Source organism: Paenibacillus donghaensis (assembly GCF_002192415.1).
GTDB classification, from domain to species: domain Bacteria; phylum Bacillota; class Bacilli; order Paenibacillales; family Paenibacillaceae; genus Paenibacillus_AQ; species Paenibacillus_AQ donghaensis.
In genome coordinates this window covers 8,451,501-8,475,483 of the sequence record NZ_CP021780.1, presented here as the reverse complement: position 1 = coordinate 8,475,483, position 23,983 = coordinate 8,451,501, and the positions used below count along the sequence as shown (strand labels likewise).

General features: G+C 51.5%; 24 protein-coding genes. 4 read left to right on the top strand and 20 right to left on the bottom strand.

Annotation, left to right across the window (positions count from 1 at the left end):
* Nucleotides 1-284 precede the first annotated feature (284 nt).
* The 3 genes from B9T62_RS38210 to thpR all read right to left on the bottom strand — a co-directional run bounded on the left by B9T62_RS38210 (nt 285) and on the right by thpR (nt 2,633).
* Nucleotides 285-968 (bottom strand): metal-dependent hydrolase, encoded by a 684-nt coding sequence (locus B9T62_RS38210; RefSeq protein WP_087920016.1) that lies wholly within the window; start codon nt 966-968, stop codon nt 285-287.
* Nucleotides 969-1,045: 77 nt separating this feature from the next.
* Nucleotides 1,046-1,948, bottom strand: a complete 903-nt coding sequence (locus tag B9T62_RS38205; protein ID WP_087920015.1) for a cell wall hydrolase — start codon at nt 1,946-1,948, stop codon at nt 1,046-1,048.
* Between the two features lie 79 nt (nt 1,949-2,027).
* The gene (gene thpR, locus B9T62_RS38200) at nt 2,028-2,633 is read right to left on the bottom strand and encodes an RNA 2',3'-cyclic phosphodiesterase (protein ID WP_087920014.1); all 606 of its coding nucleotides are present in this window, start codon (nt 2,631-2,633) and stop codon (nt 2,028-2,030) included.
* Nucleotides 2,634-2,724: 91 nt separating this feature from the next.
* Between thpR and B9T62_RS38195 the strand changes: the two genes are divergently transcribed.
* Complete coding sequence (locus tag B9T62_RS38195; protein ID WP_087920013.1) at nt 2,725-3,681, top strand: D-2-hydroxyacid dehydrogenase; 957 nt, start codon at nt 2,725-2,727, stop codon at nt 3,679-3,681.
* Between the two features lie 102 nt (nt 3,682-3,783).
* Here B9T62_RS38195 and B9T62_RS38190 read toward each other — a convergent pair whose 3' ends face one another.
* Nucleotides 3,784-5,559 carry a methyl-accepting chemotaxis protein gene (locus B9T62_RS38190; RefSeq protein WP_087920012.1) on the bottom strand — a complete coding sequence of 592 codons (1,776 nt, stop codon included), beginning with the start codon at nt 5,557-5,559 and terminating at the stop codon, nt 3,784-3,786.
* A 178-nt stretch (nt 5,560-5,737) separates the two neighbouring features.
* Nucleotides 5,738-7,147, bottom strand: a complete 1,410-nt coding sequence (locus B9T62_RS38185; RefSeq protein WP_087920011.1) for a deoxyguanosinetriphosphate triphosphohydrolase family protein — start codon at nt 7,145-7,147, stop codon at nt 5,738-5,740.
* A gap of 212 nt (nt 7,148-7,359) precedes the next feature.
* Between B9T62_RS38185 and B9T62_RS38180 the strand changes: the two genes are divergently transcribed.
* On the top strand, nt 7,360-8,358 hold the full coding sequence (locus B9T62_RS38180; RefSeq protein WP_087920010.1) for a substrate-binding domain-containing protein: 999 nt from the start codon (nt 7,360-7,362) through the stop codon (nt 8,356-8,358).
* A 105-nt stretch (nt 8,359-8,463) separates the two neighbouring features.
* Here B9T62_RS38180 and B9T62_RS38175 read toward each other — a convergent pair whose 3' ends face one another.
* The 14 genes from B9T62_RS38175 to B9T62_RS38110 form a co-directional block, all read right to left on the bottom strand.
* Nucleotides 8,464-8,874, bottom strand: coding sequence for a hypothetical protein (locus B9T62_RS38175; protein WP_087920009.1), 411 nt, complete (start codon nt 8,872-8,874; stop codon nt 8,464-8,466).
* A gap of 24 nt (nt 8,875-8,898) precedes the next feature.
* Nucleotides 8,899-9,273 (bottom strand): hypothetical protein, encoded by a 375-nt coding sequence (locus tag B9T62_RS38170; protein WP_087920008.1) that lies wholly within the window; start codon nt 9,271-9,273, stop codon nt 8,899-8,901.
* A complete protein-coding gene (locus tag B9T62_RS38165) occupies nt 9,270-9,590 on the bottom strand; it encodes a hypothetical protein (RefSeq protein ID WP_087920007.1) in 321 nt (106 codons plus the stop codon). Before B9T62_RS38165 ends, B9T62_RS38170 begins: the two co-directional genes overlap by 4 nt.
* Complete coding sequence (locus tag B9T62_RS38160; protein WP_087920006.1) at nt 9,590-10,159, bottom strand: RNA polymerase sigma factor; 570 nt, start codon at nt 10,157-10,159, stop codon at nt 9,590-9,592. Before B9T62_RS38160 ends, B9T62_RS38165 begins: the two co-directional genes overlap by 1 nt.
* A gap of 202 nt (nt 10,160-10,361) precedes the next feature.
* Entirely contained in the window at nt 10,362-11,027 is a 666-nt protein-coding gene (gene modB, locus B9T62_RS38155; protein ID WP_087920005.1) for a molybdate ABC transporter permease subunit, read from the bottom strand.
* Nucleotides 11,028-11,056: 29 nt separating this feature from the next.
* Nucleotides 11,057-11,839 carry a molybdate ABC transporter substrate-binding protein gene (gene modA, locus B9T62_RS38150; protein WP_087920004.1) on the bottom strand — a complete coding sequence of 261 codons (783 nt, stop codon included), beginning with the start codon at nt 11,837-11,839 and terminating at the stop codon, nt 11,057-11,059.
* 163 nt (nt 11,840-12,002) lie between these two features.
* Nucleotides 12,003-12,893, bottom strand: coding sequence for an ABC transporter permease (locus tag B9T62_RS38145; RefSeq protein WP_087920003.1), 891 nt, complete (start codon nt 12,891-12,893; stop codon nt 12,003-12,005).
* Nucleotides 12,894-12,904: 11 nt separating this feature from the next.
* A complete protein-coding gene (locus B9T62_RS38140) occupies nt 12,905-13,909 on the bottom strand; it encodes an ABC transporter permease (protein WP_087920002.1) in 1,005 nt (334 codons plus the stop codon).
* Between the two features lie 12 nt (nt 13,910-13,921).
* Entirely contained in the window at nt 13,922-15,592 is a 1,671-nt protein-coding gene (locus B9T62_RS38135) for an ABC transporter substrate-binding protein (protein WP_087920001.1), read from the bottom strand.
* A gap of 113 nt (nt 15,593-15,705) precedes the next feature.
* Entirely contained in the window at nt 15,706-16,677 is a 972-nt protein-coding gene (locus B9T62_RS38130; RefSeq protein ID WP_087920000.1) for an ABC transporter ATP-binding protein, read from the bottom strand.
* Complete coding sequence (locus tag B9T62_RS38125; protein WP_087919999.1) at nt 16,674-17,663, bottom strand: ABC transporter ATP-binding protein; 990 nt, start codon at nt 17,661-17,663, stop codon at nt 16,674-16,676. Before B9T62_RS38125 ends, B9T62_RS38130 begins: the two co-directional genes overlap by 4 nt.
* 245 nt (nt 17,664-17,908) lie before the next feature.
* Nucleotides 17,909-18,874 (bottom strand): helix-turn-helix transcriptional regulator, encoded by a 966-nt coding sequence (locus B9T62_RS38120; RefSeq protein ID WP_169834500.1) that lies wholly within the window; start codon nt 18,872-18,874, stop codon nt 17,909-17,911.
* Between the two features lie 199 nt (nt 18,875-19,073).
* On the bottom strand, nt 19,074-19,766 hold the full coding sequence (locus B9T62_RS38115) for a hypothetical protein (RefSeq protein ID WP_087919997.1): 693 nt from the start codon (nt 19,764-19,766) through the stop codon (nt 19,074-19,076).
* Between the two features lie 187 nt (nt 19,767-19,953).
* Nucleotides 19,954-20,646, bottom strand: a complete 693-nt coding sequence (locus B9T62_RS38110) for a M50 family metallopeptidase (RefSeq protein WP_087919996.1) — start codon at nt 20,644-20,646, stop codon at nt 19,954-19,956.
* A gap of 281 nt (nt 20,647-20,927) precedes the next feature.
* Between B9T62_RS38110 and B9T62_RS38105 the strand changes: the two genes are divergently transcribed.
* Both B9T62_RS38105 and B9T62_RS38100 read left to right on the top strand, forming a co-directional pair.
* On the top strand, nt 20,928-21,419 hold the full coding sequence (locus B9T62_RS38105) for a coiled-coil domain-containing protein (protein WP_087919995.1): 492 nt from the start codon (nt 20,928-20,930) through the stop codon (nt 21,417-21,419).
* A gap of 24 nt (nt 21,420-21,443) precedes the next feature.
* Nucleotides 21,444-22,148: an AIM24 family protein gene (locus B9T62_RS38100; protein ID WP_087919994.1), complete on the top strand. Its 705-nt coding sequence runs from the start codon at nt 21,444-21,446 to the stop codon at nt 22,146-22,148.
* Between the two features lie 911 nt (nt 22,149-23,059).
* On the opposite strand, the gene B9T62_RS38095 is transcribed toward B9T62_RS38100, so the two are convergent.
* The gene (locus B9T62_RS38095) at nt 23,060-23,515 is read right to left on the bottom strand and encodes a Dps family protein (RefSeq protein WP_087919993.1); all 456 of its coding nucleotides are present in this window, start codon (nt 23,513-23,515) and stop codon (nt 23,060-23,062) included.
* Nucleotides 23,516-23,983: the final 468 nt, after the last annotated feature.

The following is a 23,983-nucleotide window of genomic DNA, read 5'->3' as shown; positions in this document are numbered from 1 at the left end:
GCGCGGTTTCGCCGAAATTAGTTGCAGTTTCGTATCTATTGGCTCCAAACGTTCCAGGGCATCATTCTAATCCTCACCAGGCCCCATACAGTAACCGAATACGCAACTAATCCGGCCCCCTAACCATCAATCCTGCCGATCACAGCAAAAGAACCTCCAGCCATCTTCCCTGGCCTTGGAGGTTCTTCTGTTGTTAATCCTGCTCTTGCATCTCTACACTGTTAAATCACTACGCTGTTAATCACTACGCTATTGTTCACTACGCTGTAAAATCCCAAGCGCTATTAGATCTCCACACTCTCCCCCGCCTTAAGCGGGAAGCCCTCGACTCCCTCCTGGCGGAGGCGGTCGCAGAACTCCTCGCCATCCTGGGCAATGTCGGGAAAGGTATTATAGTGCAACGGAATCACCTTGTCCGCCCGCAGCCAGCGCGCCGCAAGCAGGGCGTCGTCCGGTCCCATGGTCAGCACATCGCCAATCGGCAGGGCTGCCAGATCAATCGCATGGCGCTCGCCGATCAGGCGCAGATCGCTGAACAGCGCCGTGTCGCCCGCATGGAAGAGCGTCTTCCCTTCAACCGTCAGCAGGATGCCCGCAGCTACGCCGCCATAGATCCAGGAATCTCCTTCCGTGATGGAGGAGGAATGCAGGGCCTGCGTGTATTTCACACGAATCCCGGAGCGCTCCTGTGCGCCGCCAATATTCATATGCACTACCTTGGCTCCCTTGGATTTACAATATTCGGCAAGCTCGAATACAGCAAAGATCGGGCAGTCATTCTGTATAGCGATTTCGACAGCATCGCCCAGATGATCGGAATGGGCATGGGTCAGCAGGACGGCATCTACTGTAATTTCTGCGGGAGAAATGCCCGAATTGGGATTACCCGATAGAAAAGGATCAATGATCACGTTGGCAGCCGCTGTCTCTACTAGCAGGGCGGAATGTCCATAATATGTGATTTTCATAACTGCTGCGTCACCTCCAGGTTTGTATAGAATAAGTTTACCCTATATCAGGCTTTGGGTCGCATTACGGAAGTTTTTTATTTGTAGAAGGTATGATTGCCAATCGTTTTGGCATAGGTCTGTGAATGATGAACCGTCAGATCCTGCGCAAGCGTAAGCGACAGAAAGAAGTACGTATCATCTGTGACCTCCTTCACTCCTGAGAGTGCGGCGTTCACTGCTTGTACGCTGTCCTTATTCGGTTTGACACGCTTAAGACGCCCGTTCGCCACTGGACTGAACTGGCTTTTTTGATAGATAACCTTGTAAATCGTGTCGGGAAAATTGGCTGACCGCAGCCGGTTCAGAACAACGTTGGCAACTGCCACTTTGCCCTGGTACGGTTCGCCTTCCGCTTCTGCCATAACAATCTTCTGCAGCAGAAGCAGGTCTTCGTCGGATACTGTGTAGTTCCAGGTAGCTTTGCTCTGCTGATCCTGGGGTAATAGCTTGGTCCGAGTGAAGAACAATGTGGTGGGGGGATGTTGCAGAGATGCCGCGACCTTCTTGCTTGCGGTCTGACTCCCCTTCGTTACGGTTTGGGCCTGCTGCTTCGCTTTGAGCGCAGCGGCTTTGGTTGCGCTCATGACAGCTTGGGCCTGACTGGCCTTCTCGCGGGCCAGCTTCTGCTGCTTCAGGATCTCCAGATCCTTATAGCTGAGCATTTCCACATGATGCTCAGGGGTCCATGCGGGACTAAGCTGGATTACAGCGGCTTTCAGCTTCGACTGCTGTGCCGCTGTGCGGGTCCTGTCTGGAAGCAGCGAAGTGCGAAGCAGTCCGGAAGCAGTAGTGGACGGCTTATTGGCAAGCTTTGCCGTTGTTTCCTGCACTCCACCCTCGGCAACCTGTCCGTAACTCATTAAACTTATAGCAGAGAAACACACTAGGATTACGCCCACCAACAGCGCAATATAGCGGTTTTGTTTAAAAATTAACATTTTTTACCTCCTAATTTACGGCACATTCCTATTGTATGTAACCGAAACTGGAAGCTTTGAAAACTTACTGTCGATTTTTTTAGAAAAATGTCATATTTTCGATCATTTCATACATAGGAACGGCATTCATCCTGGTAGCATACACCACAAACCTGTCAACCGTCCAGTCTTCACCCCCGCCAGGCAGAGCAGAATCAGCTCCAGAACCTAGGGTGTCGGCAAGCCTGGCGGCGGTAAATGGCTCGGGATCGCGATATTTTCGGGCAAGGGTCAGATGCGGTTTATAGGGTCTTGCCTCGTTTGAATAACCCAATAGACGGGTAGTGTTAGTTACCGACCGATGCAGCTCCTCCAGCTTGTCGAGCTCACCGGAAATCCCGGCCCATAGCACACGTGGTGCTTCAGGAAGACCAAAGATTCCCCACGTGTGCAGGGATAGCTTGAAGGGCTTCATACCCTTTTCAGCCTCTTGGAGCGCTTCTAGTAAGGGCGGAATATTGCGAATTGGAATATCCCCCATAAATTGCAAAGTAATATGATAATCCTGCGGATGTGTCCATTTGGCAAACTGCAGCTTCCGGGACAGTCTGCCGCACTGCTCACCCACAATCCCCTGCAGTTCACGGGGTAAGGGCACAGCTATAAATAAACGTTCGGTTTCGTCATTGATTCCCTTCATTTCCATTGAAATTTCACCTTTTCCCGTAGATTTGTTATCCTTAATTTATCTTACCCTCTAATCTCGTCCAATATTTCTACTAACAGGAGGCACCCGCATGACTAAATCCATTGTTTGTTTACAGAAGCTCACATCCGAGCAGCAAGAGTGCATCCGAGCTGCCGCGCCGGGTTATACACTTCTGCAAGGAGACACCAAGCAGCCCGATCTTCAGCAACTTGCCGAAGCGGAGATTATAATTGGCTGGGCCAAAGGCATCAGTGATACGGTACTGCAGCCTGATTCCCCGCTGCGCTGGGTACAGGCCTGGTCGGCCGGCGTGGAGAAGATGCCACTCGGCAAGCTGGAAGAGCGCGGCATTCTGCTGACCAATTCCAGCGGAGTTCACGCCCAGCCCATTGCTGCGGTCATCTTCGGGTTCATGCTGCTCTTCACCCGCAACCTGCATACAGCCGTGCGCAATCAACAGAAACGCCATTGGGGCTCGGAGGGCAGTGAGAGCGAGCTCACCGGCAAAACAGCCGTTATTGCCGGCACCGGCTCCATCGGCAGCGAAACGGCCCGCATTGCCAAGGCCTTCCACATGAAGACGCTCGGGATCAGCCGTTCCGGCAAGTCTGCCGAGCACTTTGACCGCGTGGTCTCCACCAGACAATTGCAAGATGCCGTCGGTGAAGGGGATTTCATCATCAACACCCTGCCGCTCACAGACGAAACCACGCAGCTGTTCGATGCCACTGTCTTCTCGGCCTTCAAGCAAGGCTCGTATTACATTAATATCGGGCGGGGAGCGACAACGAACACCGAGGCGCTCCTGGAGGCCCTTAACAGCGGCCGACTGCGCGGAGCAGGGCTTGACGTGTTCGAGCAGGAACCGCTGCCTGAGGATCACCCGCTCTGGGCGATGGAGCAGGTGGTTATCACCCCGCATAATGCAGGAACAACGGATCGTTACGCGGACCGGGTCGTTGAGATTGTTACAGACAACCTGAAGACATATCTGGAATCAGGCAAGCTTGCCCGCAACCAGGTAGATTACAGCCGCCAGTATTAAATTTCAGTCTCTAATTTATGGTGTGAACCCTAAAGAATCTTATATTTGAGCAAAGGGGTATTCCGCAGCCGTTCTAACGGCCTTGCGGAATACCCCTTGTGCTTATACCTTGAAGCGGGTTACGGATTCTTCAAGCTCACCGCTCAGCTGCTTCAAATATTCAATTCCTCCGGCCAAATCATCGGTGGCCTTGACCTGTTGAAGCGCAGAGGCCGAGGTTTCCTCAACACCGGCCGCCGATTGCTGGGATAATGCTGAGGTATGCTGGCTGAAATCCTTCATCGATTCACTGGCCTCGTTCATCAACTGCAGCTCAGCCCCCATCGCATCTATGGTTGCCGCCATTCTGCCGACAGATCTGTTGATCTCTCCCAATGCCTCACCGGTCAGCCTAATTTGACGGCTGCCTTCTTCCGTTTGGGATACGCCAGCCTCCAGCTGTTCTACCACATCCCGTGAGTCCTGCTGAATGCCCTCGGTAATGCCCGTAATCTCGGCAACCGTCTGCTGAACCTCTTCAGACAGCTTGCGGACCTCCATGGCGACCACCGCGAACCCGCGGCCTTGCTCACCGGCCCGGGCGGCTTCAATGGCTGCGTTAATCGCCAGCAGATGGGTCTGCTCTGCTATATTGCGGATGGAGCCAACCAGCTGGAAGATGCCTTGATTCTTGAGATTCAGCTCTTCTACTCTTATCATGGATTGGGCTACAGCACGGGAAATCTGCTCCATCTGCGCCACAGAGCTGTCCATTAAAGTCCGGCCCTTCTCCCCTTGGAGCGATACCTCATGGGAATGAAGCGACAGCTCTTGCCCTTTGCCTGCAAAATCCTCAATCAGCGCGTTCAGATCATCGACCGCCTTGGAAGCGTCCACAGCCGCCTCGGCCTGGCTGGCAGAGCCGGCTGCCAGTTCTTCCATGGTGGCTGCGATCTGCAGACCGCCTTCCTTGGTCTCCAGTATCGCCTGCTGTAAGGTTTCACTCTGTCCGCCGATTCCTTGCGACACTCCTCTGATCTGCTGCACAATGCCCAGCAGAGCCTTGTTCATTTCATTCACCGTTGCTCCCAGCTGACCCACTTCATCTGTATTTGTAATCAGTGTATCCGGTTGAGTCAGATCACCGGCCGAGATATGCTTCAGATGCCCTGTTACTTGCTTAAGCGGTTTGATCATATTGCGGTGAATCACCAGGTTAAGTCCCGCTATGATAAGAAGCACTACTGTTACAATGATGTAGATCAGGGTGCGAGACGTGTGAAACTTGCTTACGGACAGGGCTCCCAAGACTGCTGCTTCATCCTGGCTGTGCTTAACCAATGCCTCCAGATCAACCTGCATGGAATTAAAGGCGGCGACTCCCTTGTTCGACACCTCCAGAGCCAGCTCCTGATCGCCTTCGGCGCTAAGCTTCACCGCTTGAGAATTCATCATCATGTACTCATCCCATTTTTTGCGCAAGCTCTGAAATTGCTCCGTCTGCGCTTGAAGGTCGAGGGATTGTTCGTAGCTCTTCATCGTTCCTGCGACTTTGTGGATAAATTGATCTCTTTCCTGCTCCAGCTTTTGTTTTACCGCCTGATCCTTGCTTTGGAAATGCTGCAGGCTTATAGCCATAATATGCTCCGTGGCATAATTGATCTCCTGAATCTTGTCCATATCGGGCAAGACCTGCTCTACAATGGCGCTGGTATTATCTTGCATTTGGTACATCTGGAACAGCGAGATTCCGCCGATCAGGATCACAAACAGGGCCAATGCTGCATAACCTGCTGCCATTTTGAAACCAATGCTTTCCATGCGCTTTTGCACAGATCTGCCAAGCTTTCCTGTGAAACGTTTTTTGTTCTTTTCTGAAGTTATCAGTTCTGTACTCATATGTACGCCTCCCAGGTTTAGTTACAGCTCCATTTTCAGGAAATTTATATAATTTTCAACATTCAATTTTCATTTTCATAAAAATTCAAAAAGAGGAGGCTCCACCCAGCCCCGCCTCCAGATCTACATTCCTCCCGAAGCGGCCGGGGAGCAGCCTCTGCCTCTACAACCTTATCTTTTAATCCAAATCATAAATGGAGCCTACCTTAAGTCCGTACAATTCATTGTATATTTTCTCGGCAAAAGCATCGGTCATGCCTGCGATATAATCGATCACCATATGCTCCCAGGTCCAGATCGGCTTCTGCTGTCGTTGGTCCTTCTCGAAGCGCTGCAGCCAATCGGAGGGAATAATCGCCTTGGACGTGTCCGGATCGTTGAATGCGCCCCAGAGGCGCCGCAGAATCCATTCGCTCCTCTTCTGCAGCCGCTGTACACGCAAATCACGAATCATCGTCACCCAGGCGAAGCTCTTAAGCACACTTACAGTCCGCAGCATGTCCTCATCCTCCCGGCCGTCCTTGATGAAGGTGACCTTCTTCCAGTCTCCATCCTCAATGACCCCCAGGCTTGCGACAAAGGTGCTGACCCAATAAGCCTTCACTTCACGGCGGGTACGGGAATAATCATTCTCACAGGTGGGCATCTTCTCCATCCAGACGCGCAGAAAGGAACTGAGCACCTCCGCCACTTTCACTCTGATGTTCTCTTCCTTCCACCCCAGCCAGAAGAAATCCTCCAAGGTGGTGATTTTCTCGGCGACCAGCTGCTGGGTATACGCATCATGCATAAAATGCTCGTGGACCTCAATCTTGCCCGCCTTGATGCCATCCTCCAGGTCATGGGCCGAATAAGCAATATCGTCGCACAGATCCATCAGTTGGGCCTCCAGCGTCTTCTTGCCGGCAGGAATGCCCCACTGGCTGCGAATCTCAGAGATATACTCCCATTCATGCAGGTACATCCCCTTCTTCAGCACCGTACCGGGAAAAGGATATTTGTTAATTCCCAGCAGCACCGCATCGGACAGGTTCAGCCCGTCGATATTCTCGCGTTTCTCCAGGAACATAATTAGCCGGAAATTATGGGCATTACCCTCAAAATGCTCGTAGCGCCGCTTCGTAGTCTCCTGAATCAGCTGCTGCTGCACCGGACCTGCGCCTGCCCGCCGCGCCTCTTCCAGTGTTTTGTCTTCAATCAGCCGCTCCAGAATGCTGTCAAGCACCTCTTCACCCTTGTGCCCAAACGGCGGGTGGCCGAAATCATGGGCAATTGCCGCACATTCCACCACCTCGGGATCGATGACCAGTCCCGGATTCTCTGCCCGTCCGGTTTCTACCTCCGGGTAGGAGCGGAGCAGGCTTTTGGCTGCCTCGCGGGCAATCTGCGCCACCTCCAGCGAGTGAGTGAGGCGCGTCCGGTAATAATCGCCGGTGCCTGCGCCAAAAACCTGTGATTTGCCCTGCAGCCGGCGGAAGGTCGGTGAATGAATCAGACGCGAATAATCACGTTCGTAAGCAGCTCTTGAGGTTTCCAGGCGGGTGATCTCCGGATACTGCCGATGCTCTCTTTGTTCGATTAGTGTCATACTCCCTGCCCCTATCCCTTAATCTGTATTTAGGTTTTCATTATAAGACATTTTCATATCTGAAAGTGAAAATTTTATCAACCTGACTGCACGTGTTAGGTTATCAACCCGCTTGGTTCCGGCAATTGCGGAGGATAACAAAATAAGGTAGTCTTGTGCTATTATAATGTACTTTGGAATGCCGTGTTAAACCATCCTAGGAGGCTTTATTTATGTCTGAGCATACATCCTTCACAACCGAAGAAATCGCCGGGCTGCTGAAGATTTCGAAATTAAAGGTTTATGACCTGATCAAAAAAGGCGAGCTGCCCTCCTACCGGGTCGGCAAGCAGATGCGTGTCGACCTCTCCGACCTGGAGGCTTACAAACAGAATTCGCGCAGCCTGACTTCAACCGCCACAGCAAGCGGGCATGGCGTGGCAGCATCGCCTTCACTCTCCGCCTCCTCCAACGAAGCCATCGGCCCCAGATCTTCACAGCTCCATAGCGGCAAAACAGCTCCGGTGAACATTGTCATAACCGGCCAGGATATGTCGCTGGATATTCTGGCTACCCATCTGGAGCGCTCGCTGCCTTCAGCGCGTCCGCTCCGCTCCTATGCCGGAAGCCTGGACAGCCTGATCGCGATGTATCACGGGGAATCCGACATCGTCAGCACCCATCTGCTGGACGGCGATACCGGCGAATACAATCTGCCCTACATCCGCAGGCTGCTGGTGGGATTCTCTTATATCGTAGTCCGCATGCTGACCCGCAGTGCCGGACTCTACGTCCGGGCAGGCAACCCTTTGGGATTACGCGAGTGGTCCCAGCTGGACCAGCCCGGTCTGCGTCTGGTTAACCGTGAACAAGGCTCCGGAGCCCGCGTGCTGCTGGATGAGCAGCTGCGTCTGCACGGCATCCGTGCCACGGACATTCAAGGCTATCAGACCGTAGAGAACAGCCATCTGGCCGTAGCCGGACGGGTGGCCAGAGGGGAAGCCGATGTCGGCATCGGCACAGAGAAGGCTGCCAGAATCATTGATGGCGTTGAGTTTGTTCCGCTTGTTCAGGAGCAGTATGATCTGGTCATGGTCAAGCAGCCCGGTCGTGAGGGCTGGATTGCCGCCGTGCTGGATACCCTGCGCTCCGAGGCGTTCCGCAATGAGCTTGGCTCCATTCACGGCTACGATCTCAGCGAGACCGGAACCATCATTTATGAGACGCCTTGATTAGCGTGTAGCCTCTACATGTTTAGACTTCACACAACAAACAATCCGCAGCAGATTCGCGTGCGGATTGTTTGTTGTGATTTTTTTCATTAGAATGTAACTTTGCTATTTATCGGCGTCACTATCGTTCTCCTTAACTTTGGCGAGACTGACCTCAAAGCTGCCTTTGGCTTGATCTCCATGGATCTTAAGCTTGTATTTCCCGTCCTGCTCGGCTTCCAACTGCAGATTACCTTCCTCATTCACCGGGAGCTCTTGCAGCAGCTCATTCTCCGGACTAAACAGCTTCATCGACAATTCACCTTTGTCTACCTCAGATTTATAATCAATAGTTAAGATGTCACCGCTCTCCAGCTGTATGCTCTTCTGATCTGTACCTGTAAACAGCTTATATGAAGCTTTGATATGGCCTTTGGTGCTGGAGCCTGCGTACATCATTTTTAAATCACAGCCTGTCAGCAGAAGAGCCGTCAATATCCCAAATAACAGCACAGTGCTCCATCTTCTGATTCTCATCGTCGTCCACTCCCTTAATAGTAATTATATTGGCTTGCCGCAATGCGGGCAGGTCTGTGGCAGCGGCCTCTCCACAGCAGGCGGTCCTGCCTTCTGCTGCCGCACAAACATATAAATAATCAGTCCGATCCAATTGGGGATATACAGCACCACACTCATCCAGAACCAGCGGTTCAGCCTCCGGCGGGAGGCATCTCTGTAGATGAATACTGCAATCGGCACATTCAGTCCCAGCCTCACCAGCAGCACTGCCCCTACAAGCATCACCCAGAGCATATTGTCGCCGTAGACATCCTCAATGTAAGGAAACATCCAGTAGGCGCCGAAGCCAAGCGTCAGTAGCAGCGCGATACTAAGCACCCAGAACAAAATCATGGCCAGAGAGAAACGGCGCGTCATCTCTTCACCTCTGTACTCGGTCCGCCCACGGCCGATTTCATGATACAGAACAGCAGCACCGCTGCCGCAACGCTCTGCCACAGCATCATGCTGAGTAAGGCCGCCAGCTTGCCCGGCAAAGGCAGCGGAGCGAACAGTACCCCTAGGGTTACTGCAATAAGCAGCAGTGAGTTCAGGAGACCCAGTCCTACCATCAGCCAATAATTCATTCCCTGCCTATTGCGGAGATGCTCCAGCGTCTGCGGAACCAGATGTGACGGCGCGGCTTGCGGCTTGCGGAAATAGTCACTCCAGATCTGTTCCTGCGGTTCCACCATTACGTCCCTTCCTTCCCTTGCTTAAGTATTTCCTTCAGCAGCTTTTTCCCCTGATTCAACCTCGATTTCACCGTCCCAAGCGGAATGTCCAGCATATAAGCAATTTCTTCATAGCTGAATTCCTGATAATAATAAAGAGTCAAGGGTGCCAGATAACGTTTAGGCAGCCGGCGAAGGCTGGTCTCCAGTTCCGCACGCTCCTCACGTTGCAGCAGCGTCTCCTCCATCAGAGGAGCAGTGTCCTTGATTCGGAGCAGCGTGGCATCTGCAGCACCCGGCTCAAGCGCCATTAGCCTCCAGCGTTTTTTCCATTTCCGGTAGCTGTCCCTGTAGAGATTAAGGGTGACCTGAAACAACCAGGCTTTAAACGGCCGCTCACAGTCATATTGATGCAATTTGCGGATCACGCGTACCCATACGTCCTGGAACAAATCCTCAGCATCGGTTGAATTCAGGGTCAAGTGGCGGCAAAAGCGGTACAAATCGTCCTTATATCTGCCGATGAGCGGCTCCAGTGCCTCCGGGCGGCCTTCATAGATTCGTTCCACCAGCTGTTTGTCGCTAATCATCTTCTCCGCCCGCCCTTTCCCTTCCACCCGACATTACGAAACTGCGCCCACTTTGTTCGAAATTTCACAAAATAAGTATGGAGCAGTTTGTTTCATCCTGTATATAGCGATCCGCACACAGAAAAACGGACCTCAACAGCAGCTGTTGAAATCCGTTATTCAGTCATTAGTTATCCAGTTATTAAATGATGTGATGGTCTGCTCAGGTCCAGCGACGGTTGACGAACATCAGCATGGCCGCAGAAATGGCTATGATAGAACAAACCCACAGCCAGGCCAGCGTCATATTGCCGCCGTCCACGGCCACATAGATCGCAGTGGGCACCGTCTGCGTGCGTCCGGGAATATTTCCAGCCACCATGATCGTAGCGCCGAATTCGCCCAGTCCTCTGGCGAAACCAAGCACATACCCTGCGGCAAGCGACCGGCCGGCCAGCGGCAGGGTGACATAACGCAGCACCTGCAGCTCACTGGCGCCCTGGGCACGCGCCGCATCCTCAAGGTCCTTCTCGACCCCCTCAAATCCCGCTTTGACTGTCCGGTATACCAGCGGGAAGGCGACTACAACTGCAGCAATCACCGCAGCCCCCCAAGTAAACAGGATGGTCTGCTCCGTCCACTGCTCATACCATCTTCCAATCCAGCTCCGGCGTCCCAGCATGACCAGAAGTACGAAACCTACAACCGTAGGCGGCAGTACCAGCGGCAGCAGCAGGATAGTCTCGACCAGACTTTGTCCCGGGAACCTCCTGCCTGCCATCGCCTTAGCCACAGCGGAGGCCAGGATAAATACAATGATGCTGGTAATGACCGAAATTTTGAGCGAAAGCCAGACTGGGGCAAGAAATTCATTCCAGTTCAACTCCATCTGCAGCCCCCGCTTGTTCAGAGTTTAGTTTATTGTGGAAGCTTAAATCCATAGCTTGTAAAGATGTCCGTGGCGGCTTTGGACTGCACATAGCTATAAAAGGCTTTGGCTGCCGTCCCATTCTTGCTGCCCTTCACAATCCCTACCGGGTAGTTGATTGCCTTATGCACATGAGGGCCTACCGTCAAAGCGATTTTCACTTTAGAGGAGGTGAGCGCATCGGTCTTATAGACGAAGCCGGCATCCACATTCCCTGTTTCTACATAAGATAACACCTGGCGTACATCCTTGGCAAAAACCAGCTTGCTCTGCAGAGGATCCCAGAGTTTCTTGGCTGTGAGCGCCTGCTGTGCATATTGGCCCGCCGGTACCGATTCAGGCTGCCCTACGGCTACCCGCTTAAACGTTCTGTCGGCAAGCTGGGCAATCGTCGTAAGCTTGGCTGCCGAATCTGCCGGCACAACCAGCACCAGTTGGTTCTTCAGCAGCTTGGTATGATCGGTGATCAGGCCTCCCTCCACCAGGGCATTCATCTGCTTGTCACCAGCCGAGAAGAACAGATCCGCTGGCGCCCCTTGTTCGATCTGCTTCTGCAGGGTGCCGGAAGCGCCGTAGTTGAATATCAGGTCAATACCCGGATGCTGCTTCTCATAGAGAACGGCGATCTTGTCCAAGCTATCCTGCAGGCTGGCTGCTGCCGATATCACGATCTCCGTCTTCTTCGCGGCAGCCTGCACCTCAACCTCAGGTACCGCAGATATCCCCGCAAACAGCATTACAGCCAGCATGGTCATCGCCAATTTCTTTAACATTTTCCATTCCTCCCATTTATATATCTATATGTTTAGATGCTATTCTAGCATAATAATATCCAGTTATCTATATGTTTGGTTATGTTTATATATAATTAGATATGAATAGCACACAAAAAAACCCTTAAGGCAGCAACTCACCATAAGGGCAGCTTATATAAGTCTAATTCTTCATCCGCGGGTCCAGCACATCACGCATGCCGTCTCCCATCAGATTAAATCCAAGTACAGTCAGCATGATCGACAATCCCGGAAAAATAACGGTCCAGGGTGCTTTTTGAATAAACTGGCGTGAATCGGAGAGCATTTTGCCCCATTCCGGGTCAGGCGGCTGCGCCCCCAGTCCGAGAAAACCCAATGCTGCCGCTTCAATAATCGCCGTCGCTATCCCGAGCGTACCTTGCACGATAATTGGCGTAAGGCTGTTGGGCAGAATATGGGTCAGCAGAATCCGGCTGTTCTTCATCCCGATTGCCCTTGCTGCCGTGATATACTCCTCGGACTTCAGACTCAGCACCTTGGCACGCACCAGCCGGCCATAGGTGGGAATATTGACGATAGCGATAGCGTAGAGGGCATTCTGCAACGATGGCCCCAGAATGGCTACAATGGCAATGGCCAGCAGAATACTCGGGAACGCCAGCAGAATATCGAACACTCTGGAGATCAGCATATCGAGCCATTTGCCGTAATAACCGGCCAGCACCCCCAGGAAAGTACCGGTAATAATTGAGCCGATGACGGAGAAGAAGCCTACCCACAGTGAAATCCGCGCGCCGTACAGGACCCGGGTGAACAGATCCCGGCCGAGATCATCCGTACCGAACCAATGCGCCGCAGACGGCGCTTTCAGCCGGTCTACCAGCACCTGCTCCTTATAGCCATACGGTGCAATCAGCGGCGCCAGCAGAGCAATTAGAATAAAGAATACAATAATACACAGTCCGAGCATGGCCGTTTTGTTCTTGCGGAACGCCTTCCACGCATCATGCCAGGGACTGGTGACCTTCTCGGCAAGCATGGGAGGCGCCCCGTTTAATGATGCCTGTGCCATAGGTTCACCCCTCACTTGTAATTGATGCGTGGATCAACAGCGGCATACAGCAGATCCACCAGCAGATTAATAAGCACAAAGATAAAAGCGATCACCAGAATGCCTGTCTGAATCACCGGATAGTCGCGTGAGCTGATCGCCTCAAATATGTATCTGCCCACGCCGGGCCAGGCGAAAATCGTCTCGGTCAGCACCGCTCCTCCAAGAAGGGCTCCAGTCTGCAGGCCCACCACGGTCAACACGGGAATCAGCGCGTTCTTGAGCGCATGCTTGTAGACTACAAAAAATTGAGACAAGCCTTTGGCTTTGGCTGTACGGATATAATCGGAGCTCATCACTTCCAGCATGCTGGAGCGGGTCATCCGGGCGATAATCGCCATCGGGATGGTCCCCAGCGCGATGCTTGGCAGAATGAGATGTTTAACAACGATCCATAGCTGGTCCCAGCGTCCCGCGATCATGCTGTCGAGCACATACAGATTCGTAATGCTCTCTATCGGGTTACGCTGGTCCATCCTTCCTATGGAAGGCAGCCAGTGCAGCTTCAGCGAGAATATCAGCTGTTCCATTAGACCCAGCCAGAAAATAGGCATCGACACCCCGACTAGCGCAATAATCATCGCGGTATAATCGAACCACGAGTTCTGCCGCCAGGCGCTTAGAATCCCCGCATTTACTCCTACCACCGTCGCAAACAGCATGCTTGCCACGGTAAGCTCCAGCGTAGCTGCAAGATAAGGCATTATTTCTTTGGCAATCGGCGTTTTGGTACGGATAGACGTACCGAAATCGCCCTTCAGCAGATCGCCCATATAGTTGAAGTATTGCTGCAGCCACGGCTGGTCAAGACCCAGTTGCTCCCGCAGCGCCTGCTTGGACTGCTCCGTTGCTTTTTGGCCAAGAATCGTTTCTGCCGGATCACCCGGAATCGCATGGATAATGGAGAACACGATAATGGTCATTCCAATCAGCACCGGGATCAGTACCATCACACGTTTTAATAGGTAGGAGTTCAATTCAGCTCACCTTCATTCGAAATAAACTTCACTGTAATATTCCGTCCCTGTAGGTCCGGGAACAAATCCTTTGAGGTTCGCCTTGCCGGCAAGCAGCGGAGTTGTATGCACCAGCGGAATCCAAGGTGCATCGGCTTTGATGATCTCCTGAGCCTGCTTGTACAGGTCAGAGCGTTTCGCCTGATCCGTCTCCTTCTGTGCGCCGATCAGCAGCGTATGCAGTTCCTCATTGACATAGAAGGTACGGTTATTGCTCGGAATCGCATCCTTGTCCAGCAGCGTATAGAGGAAGTTATCCGGGTCACCGTTATCCCCGGTCCAGCCCAGCATGTAGATGTCATCCTTCTCGCCTGCTTTGGTATCATCCAGATAGGTAGCCCATTCCGGAGATTCGATTACGGTTTTGACACCGATTTTCTCCCAATCGGCTTGAATGGCTTCCGCTACCTTCTTGCCGTCAGGCATGTAAGGGCGTGGTACCGGCATGGCATAGAGGGTTACGGGTTCCGGCAGACCGTCAGGATATCCGGCTTCGGCCAGCAGCGCCTTGGCCTTCTCCAGATCATATTCATAATCGGCAATCCCTTCATTAAAGCCCCACAGTGACGGCGGCATTGGATTGACTGCAGCGGTTGCCTGGCCGGAGAAAAATGCATCAATAATAGCTTGTTTGTTGACGGCATGGTTCAGCGCCTGTCTAACCTTTACATTGTCGAACGGCTTCTTTTTGAAGTTGAAGCCCAGATAAGAAACGTTAAATGGCGGGCGTTCAATTTTTTGCAGCCCGCTATTGCCTTCCAGCGTGGACAGATCATCAGGACTAAGATCCTCCATCAGGTCGATCTCCCCGTTCTGCAGCGCATTGAACCGGGCCGAGTTGTCCGGGATGGAACGAACAATAACTTTATTCAGCTTCGGAAGGCCTTCCTTCCAATAGCTGGCGTTCTTGTCCAGTGTGATGAAATCATTGCGTTTCCATTCCTTGAACACGAACGGTCCTGTTCCTACCGGCTCATTCTTGAAGTTCTCTTTCTTCTCCTTGATCGCCGTCGGACTGGCGATGCCAAAGGAAGTCATGGCAATATTCTGCAGGAATGGAGCCTGCGGCTGGTTCAAGGTGAACTGGACGGTGGTCGCATCAACCGCTTTAACTTCCTTAATTACGCGGCTGTCCTCCGGTCCAAACATGGAATCATAATAATCGAAGGAATCGCCTTCGAATTTGAATTCAGTCGCCGGATCACTCCAGCGGTTGAAGTTGAAGGCTACCGCTTCCGCGTCCAGATCCGTCCCATCATGGAACTTCACACCCGGATGCAGCTTGAAGGTGTAGCTAAGGCCGTCAGGCGCAACTTCCCAGCTGTCCGCCAGTGATGCCTGTACTTCTGAAGTGCCTGGTTTGTATTCCAGCAGTGAATCGAACACCTGATGGGCAATCTTCAGGGATTCACCATCCGTTACAATCGCCGGGTCGAGCGAGGCAGAGTCACCGCCGCGTCCCAGTATCAACGTATCCTGCGCAGTTTCTGCAGCAGTTGTACTCTCAGGAGCTTCCGTTGCAGCCGCATTAGTCGGCGTACTGGCATTTCCTTCTGTCGGCGCATTGTTGTTCCCCCCACAGCCGCTCAGGGCAAAAGCTGTGCTAAGCATTACGGCAAGTGCAAGACTACTCCATTTCTTCATCTCCTGAAAACTCCCTTCTCTCACTTAAAGTAATAAAGCGTTTATATGGAGCCGCGCCTAGGCGCAGCCATAAACCGGGGCCTGTATAGCAGAAATGAAGCTTCTAGCGCAGCCTAAGCATCATATAAATGACAGGCTGTCAAATGTCCGGGATCTGTCTCCAAGAGAGGAGGCCGCACGCTTCTGCAGACATCCATCACGCGCGGACAGCGGGTGTTAAACGCACAACCAACCGGCGCGTTGGACGGACTTGGCACCTCGCCCTGCAGAATCACACGTTCCTTGCGGACGTCCGGGTCTGGCTCAGGCACTGCCGACAGCAGTGCCTGGGTATACGGATGTTTGGGCTGTGCATAGAGCTTGCGCTTATCTGTAATTTCAACAATTCTGCCAAGGTACATCACGGCTACACGGTCACAGATATGCTTCACTACACTGAGATCATGCGCAATAAATATGTAAGTCAGACCAAACTCAACCTGCAGATCCTGCATCAGGTTCACAACCTGTGACTGGATGGATACATCCAGCGCCGATACCGGCTCATCGGCGATGATCAGCTTCGGCTGCAGGGCAAGCGCCCTGGCAATCCCGATCCGCTGGCGCTGTCCGCCCGAGAACTGGTGCGGATAGCGCTGCAGATGCTCTTTGGCAAGACACACAACATCCGCCAGCCTTTCCACTGCCGCCCGGCGTTCCTTGGCATTCCCTACGCCATGCACGATCATCGGCTCTTCCAGAATCCGCTGCACGGTATTGCGCGGATCCAGCGAAGAGAACGGGTCCTGGAATACAATCTGCATCTCCCGGCGCTGCTTGCGCATCTGTTCCAGCGACAGCTTGGTGATCTCCTGTCCCTCGAACCAGACCTCGCCTGCCGTCGGCTCGATCAGACGCAGGAGCGCCCGGCCGGTTGTGGACTTGCCGCAGCCGCTCTCCCCTACCAGTCCAAAGGTTTCGCCGCGCTTCACCGCGAATGAGATATCATCCACCGCTTTGACATAGCCCTGTGCCCTGTTGAAGAATCCCTTGGTGATCGGGTAATACTTCTTGAGATTCTTAACCTCGAGCAAACTCTCACTCATACAGCATCCTCCTGTTCACTGTCGTGCAGCCAGCATCTGCAGCTGTGCTGCTCCTCTTGCAGGGTTAGCTGGGGCAGCGACCGATGGCAGATTTCCATAACACTCGAGCAACGCGGAGCGAAGCGGCAGCCTTGCAGCTCATTGCTGAGAATCGGCACATTCCCGGGAATCGAATAGAGCCGTTCAAGTTCCACATCCATTCTGGGCACGGATTGAATCAGCCCGCGGGTATACGGATGCAGCGGTTTCTTGAAAATATCACGTACGCTGCCTTCCTCTACCACCTTGCCGGCATACATGACGGCAACGCGGTGGCACATCTCGGCTACAACTCCAAGATCATGGGTAATCATCATAACTGCGGTGCCCTGTTCTTCATTCAGCCTGCGGATCAGGTCCAGAATCTGCGCCTGAATCGTCACATCCAGTGCCGTTGTCGGTTCATCCGCAATCAGCAGCTCCGGGCTGCAGGAGATGGACATTGCAATCATCACCCGCTGGCGCATACCGCCTGACAGCTGATGGGGATACTCATCAATGATCGCCTCCGGCCGGGGGATGCCCACCTTGCCGAGCATCTCAATGGCATGCGCACGTGCTTCCTTTCTGGAGAGGCCGCGGTGTAGCCTCACAGTCTCCATAATCTGCTGTCCTACTGTAAACAGCGGATTCAGCGAGGTCATCGGCTCCTGAAATATCATTGATACGGAGTCGCCACGGATCTTGCGCATTTCCTTTTCCTTCAGCGGAACGATATCCCTGCCCTTGAACAGAATCCGCCCATCCACGATCCGGCCCGGCGGGCTTGGAACCAGCCCCAGGATGGACAGCGAGGTGACGCTTTTGCCGCAGCCCGATTCCCCTACCACACCCAGAACCTCACCTGGATTAATGTACAGATTCACTCCGTCTACGGCAGGAATTTCGCCGCGGTCACTGAAAAAATGAGTATGCAAATTCTCAATCTTCAGAATAGGCTGGATCAAGCCGACCCCTCTTTTCCATTAAAAATTAAACTAAGGTCAATAATGTAATACAAAGTCTCATAAAGAGAACTTCGTTAACCCAAACCTAACATAAAAAGAGTTGAATTTCTTTCGCAAAGCTATATATATGTTATATAATGTATAACTTACTATATAAACCATGGGTATACAAGAAATATTTGTATGTTTAGCTAACACCATAGAAATTGTTGGAATAAAAGCATCCGTTTTGTAGAAGAATTGCGCTATTTGTAGATTGACAGCCACTTTTCCAGCTGATTTCTGAGTAATTCCCGATAGTGTACAGGCTCAATGATCACTGCTTCCTCTTCAAAACGCATGATCCAGCGCACAAATTCTATATCTTGCTCTACTGAAACCTTGAAATAAACATAACGGCCCTGGCGGTCCACCTTGCTTGGCTTGATGAGCATATTCTCTTGCTTGATCCATTCCATCATCCGTTCTGAGAATCTGACTTTAAATTCCAGTTGAAGACTGTCCTGATCCAGTGACCACTTCTGCTCCATAAACTGCTTCAGATCAAACTTTGCCTTGGAGAACGTATGGCCCAACACCTTCACAGTGGAGAACCCTCCCAGATGGAAAGTGCGGATGCCTTTATATTGATGACAGTAACCGATCAGATGAAAACGATTTTCCAGCGGAACCAGGCAATAAGGGTCGATCTGAATACTTTTTTCTATAGAGGCATTTTCGCTATAGTCAGCCTGGATACTTTTTTGTTTATAGACGGCAACCAGAATTTCAGCTAAAAAATACTTAAATTCAGTACGGGAGCCCCTTCGCTCAATCCAGGGAAATCCAGTTTCCCTCCTCACACTCTCCATAGTTTCTTCCCTCTCCGCCCTATACTTATAATCTGCTGCCATTACCTTTTCGTAAGCCCCTTCGAATCCCGCTGGCAGCAGAGGTCTGATCTCATTCAGCGTATGGCCGAACTGGGAAAAACCAGCCGCTTCCTCCTCCGACCAATCCAGCGGATAAAGCGCAAAATTCCCAATAAAAGCATAGCCTTTCCCGTGTCCCAGGTGAGTGATAGGGATATGCATTGCACTCAGCGCATCCATATCCCGGTATATCGTTCTTTCGCTGTTGCCGCAGCGTTCTGCCAGCTCGCGCGCTAGAATTCCAGGCTTCGCTTGAACCAGCGTAATAATGCGCATCAGCCGAATTAATCGGTCTGTCATATTCAATTCCCCTTGATTCATGGTAAAATAGAACCATTATTTTAGAATAGACTAGTTATATATATCTATAATCCGGGTAATCTTAACCAAGATCAGAAATAATATAATAGAACTATTTTACTATATTACCCCATTTATATATAACATTAACGCTCAGTCCATCTTCACAAAAGCGAAAGAAATATGTTATGTATAAGCTTCAGACCTCATTCTCTCCCGCCGCTTTGCTGTGTGCTTTATGCACACTGTCCAGCTGTTTGTATAGCGTCTCCGCTTCTTTAAGCAACTGCATATCACCACTTCGTGTAGCCAGCAGCAGCAACTGGTCGGCCTGGGTACGGAGCTTATCATACGCACAAGTTTGCCGGCCTGTGCTCTGCAGGACCATCACTTCCTCCAGCACCTTGGCCGTTTTCAACAGCTCCAGATGTTTCTCGACATGGAAGCTGTGAGAAACTGTGAGCACGTCGGTGTGGCGGGTGTATTCGAGACCCAGTTTTTGGACGGGCAGCTCACGAATCCGCTCCACCGAAGGCTGCTTGTATTGCCATTGCAGCCATAACGCATCATGTTTGCCGACAGCCATAGGGCTGAGAATAAATTCAAAGCCGATAAACTTGCGTTGTCCTGCATGTATTTTACCAAGCTTTAGGAGCAGTGATCGCCCCTCTCCTGCCTCAATTTCACAGCCGTGGCATCCCGACAGCCGGACGTGGGATTCCAGCCAAATTCTTAGCTCAATCTCACGGGCCACTACCTTGCGGCTCTGCTTGCGTTGAGGCTCATTCTGGGTAATTCCTTTCCATTCGACAAGCAGAGCTATATTACGCGCTCCTCCTGCAAAGATACGCTCCTGGCTCCATGTAAAAACGGGTTGAATACTGGCTTGCATATTTACACCTCTTTCTAATTTTTGGGTCTTCTATTAATGTACCAATATTGGCGGACAACTCCTTGTCATGGAATATATGTTCGGCTTCAGAATATCGACAAAAAAAGGGCCACCTACCTTATTAGTAGATTGACCCTTTCAAAAAACAACTTTCTTTGTCTAATCATGTCGAAATATTTCCGATATTTCACCTAGTTGCCTTCACTGTATTTGAGCGTACCCGTTCGCGCGTGAAAAACTGCTGCAGCGCGAGCTTAGCACAGACCAGCGAAATCATCAGAAACAGCAGTGCCCAGAATAGGGCGGGTACCGGGGTAAGCCGGGCCAGATTGGCGGCATCGCCGGCCCTTGACGGCGAAGTTACAGCCGCATAGACCAGATAAAGAGTGCCCATAACCGATTCCTCCAGTGTCAGAAAAGCCAGGAATAAGTAATAATAACGGCTGGCTTTCTTCCACGGAAAGAGCATCAGTAGATTGAGCAGGATGAACCCTGCCAGCCAGATCATGCCAAAGCTCCCGCGAACGTACAGCAGCAGCATCATAATGGCGATGGCCGAAGACAATATGAGTCCCCAGTTCTGTTGCCCTTTCCGGTACAGATAGAATAGGAGCAAGGCGAATAGTGAGGCAAACGGGTACCCCGCAAGCGATAGCACAATGGCCTTGCCCCCGGCCTGAATGGCTGAATAGGTAACTCCGCTATGGTTCATATACAGCTCTACTCGCAGCACACGTCCTGAGAGCAGCAGCGTAGCCAGCGCATGGCCAAATTCATGGACCATGGTATCCAGATTGCGGAATAACGAAGAGAACGGAATCCAGCGGGTTAACAGTGCCGACCCGGCCAGAATCAGCAGCGTTGTAAGCCATTTATTCATAGTTTGCAGCCTCCCTTCCGTCAAAGTATACGATAATTGGAGGGGCTTCTCAATTCTAATCCATGCCGTATGCACAAGCTGTCGGACGGTGTCCAGCTATGATAGAATAATAAGTAGAAACGGCAGGCTGTCCTCTGCAAAGCGTATGCTTCCGAAGCAGCGATCCTACGTATCGCTTTCAGGTATCCGTTTCTGCGAGAAATAGAAGGATGATGGATAGCGTAAAACATATAAATCCTTATATTTTAAGAAATAATAGCCTATGCAGGTGGTGACTATGAATGAATAACTCTATGATTATCCGCAGATCTATACGACTGCTCTGCCCGCTTCTGCTTGTGCTGGGAATTTCGCTGAGCCTTCCGGCCCCTGCGGCCAATGCCAACTATTTAAATGATTTATATAATGGTTTGGAAACCTTCTCCGAACTACCCGGAGAAGTCAACAAGCTGCAGGACAGCTACCAGCAGACGATGGAAGAACTGCAGCAGACCAAAGACGAGCTTGGCAACACGATGAACCAGTTGGGACAAACGCAGCAGGAGATGGAGACCTACCGGTCCCAGAATGCTGCACTGCAGGAGCAGAACCGCCAGCTGACGCAAATGGTAGATGAATTAAGGGATGACCGGGCGGCACGCGAGAGTTATCTCAACCGGATTAAGGTTACTATTTTTACCGGAATCGGCCTTGTACTTGGCTATTTCGTGCTGATTCGACTGATAAGGTTCGGGATGCGCCACCGCTCTCGCAGAGGGGACCGGCTGCTATAATGAACTAGGGAAGGAATGTGAGCGATGAACGTCGATATCCAGGATGAAGGCGACGGCGGAGGCGGACAGGCAGTCGCTTTTACCATTGCCGAACACGAAGAGGTTCATGTTCTTCACCCGCAGCAGATTATCGCCTACCAGGGCCCTTCTTCCGGCCGCGCAGATAGAATTATGGATGTTAAAGGCATCTACCGCAAACGCAAGCTGATCCGCTCGGACCTCTCCGGTCCCTGCAGATTCGTGGCTGCGCTGCCTCCCGGCTACCGGGTCAAAACCATGCAGCTGGATGGCAAAAGCGATCTGCTCTATGATTTCAGACATCTGTTCTATTACAGTGAAGGGATTACCATGCAGACTCGGATGCTGAGCATCAAGAATATGTTCATCACGCGTGACGTTGTAAAGGTCAAGTTCTCCGGCAAAGGCAGCATCGGTATATTGACCGAAGGCACAGTCTGTGAAGCGGAGCTCGACCCGTTCGAGCCGCTGTATGTGGACGCGGGCAGCATCGTCGCCTATCCCGAGAATGCCAAGCTGGAGCTTACCGTATACGGCAACCATCTGGCCAGTCAGCATATGAGCTATCATTGGAAAATGACCGGACATGGGTCTGTGCTGTTTCAGGCGGGCAGGCAGAGCCGCCGCTTCGAGCGTGACAACAGCGAAGACGGAATCATCAAACGTTTCCTGCGCGAAGCCCTGCCTTTTGGCGGCGTGTTCATTAAATGACCGCCGGCCTTGCGGGGGCAGAACTGGATGGGCGTGGTGAAAATAACGGATTTAGGTTACTACTTAGGCCTCCCGCCTTCCCTCTATAGGTTTGAGCGTTCAAAGTCGAAACCCCGTCCTCCCCCATCTGCCATTTCAAGTAACGGACTGTATAGCCTGTATTGAGCTCAAAACCGCCGAATCGAAGGGTGTTTGGAGCAAATTAGGGCCTTATAGAACGTGAACTTAAGAATGTTACATACGGAGTTGCCAAGAAACCCTATGAATCAGGCTTTCTGACAACTCCACTACTCTATTCTTAAGTTCATCTTATATAGCCGTGAACTAGCGGTAGAATTTTCTGCCTGGACCTAAGGAGTAACGGATTTATACACTATTTTGCGCCTCATATGGCTGAACGAGCTAAATTTAGAGGATTTATCCCTTATTTTATGGCACACACTGGTTTGACTGGTGTTCCTCTCAGTAATGGGTTGAGTAGCGGCAGCAGTCTTTATGTTAGCCAAGTAGAAACGGCTTCGCCGCCCTCTGTAAGAGGCGGTATCCGTTTCTGCGAGAAATAGAAGGATAATGGATTGCGTGAAACATATACATTCTTATATTTCAAGTAGAAACGGCTTCGCCGCCCTCCGAAAGAGGCGGTATCCGTTTCTGCGAGAAATAGAAGGATAATGGATTGCGTGAAACCTATACATTCTTATATTTCAAGTAGAAACGGCTTCGCCGCCCTCTGTAAGAGGCGGTATCCGTTTCTGCGAGAAATAGAAGGATAATGGATAGCGTGAAACATATACATTCTTATATTTCAAAAAAATCGCTCTGCTGTAATGGAGGCATCCATTTCAAGCAGAGCGATTTGTTTATGAGCTGAACTGCGGGCTGGGCTGAGCATGCCCGCCGGTCAGGCGCTATTAAGCCAGGTAAGCGTTCAGCATCCAGGCGTGTTTCTCCACATTGCTGCGGATTCCGATCAGCAGGTCGGCGGTTGGCTGATCGCCAAGCTCTTCAGCAACAGCGATGGCTGACTGCAGCTCTGTGGCGACAGCGGAATAATCGCTGACCAGCTCGGCCACCATTTCTTTGGCATCCTGGCCGGATTTCGCTTCCTGCAGCGCTGACAGCTCCAGGTATTGCTTCAGCGTAGATGCAGGTTGTCCGCCAATAGCCAGCAGGCGTTCTGCCAATTCATCCACATAACCGGCGGCTTCATTATAGAATTCTTCGAATTTCTCATGCAGGGTGAAGAAATGCGATCCCTTGACGTACCAGTGATAGTGGTGCAGCTTCACGTACAGCAAGGACCAGTTGGCTGTCTGGCGGTTCAAGGCAACATGCAATTCAGTGTGGCTCTTCGTTTGGATACTCATCATTAAAAACCTCCTTGGTTAGTGTCTATATGTTATTGTATTTAGACTCAATCTAAATCTATATACAATTTAACATAAATAATCTTCTTTTGCAACCACTCAGTTACTCATGTTGCTGCAGATTCTAGCATAAGCTACAGCCACTCCCCATACCTGTTAGCTCTGTCACAAAAGGCCACTTGCTTGCGAAATTGCCATAAATAACCCAGCTGTGGAAGGAAAAGCTACACAAGCTTCCTCTGAAGGAAAACAAGCTGGTCTGCAAGATGGATCATTGCGATATCTCACGCCTTTCCTGTCTGCTCAGACAAGGAATAGTATGAACAAGCCCGGATATTCAATACGCAACGGCTTCGCCGTCCTCTGCAAGAGACGGTATCCGTTTCTGCGAGAAATAGAGGCTCAAAATCAAAATCAGCGGTTGGCCCCTTGTGAATGATGCCCGCTACGGGTTCGGAGGGTTCTTCC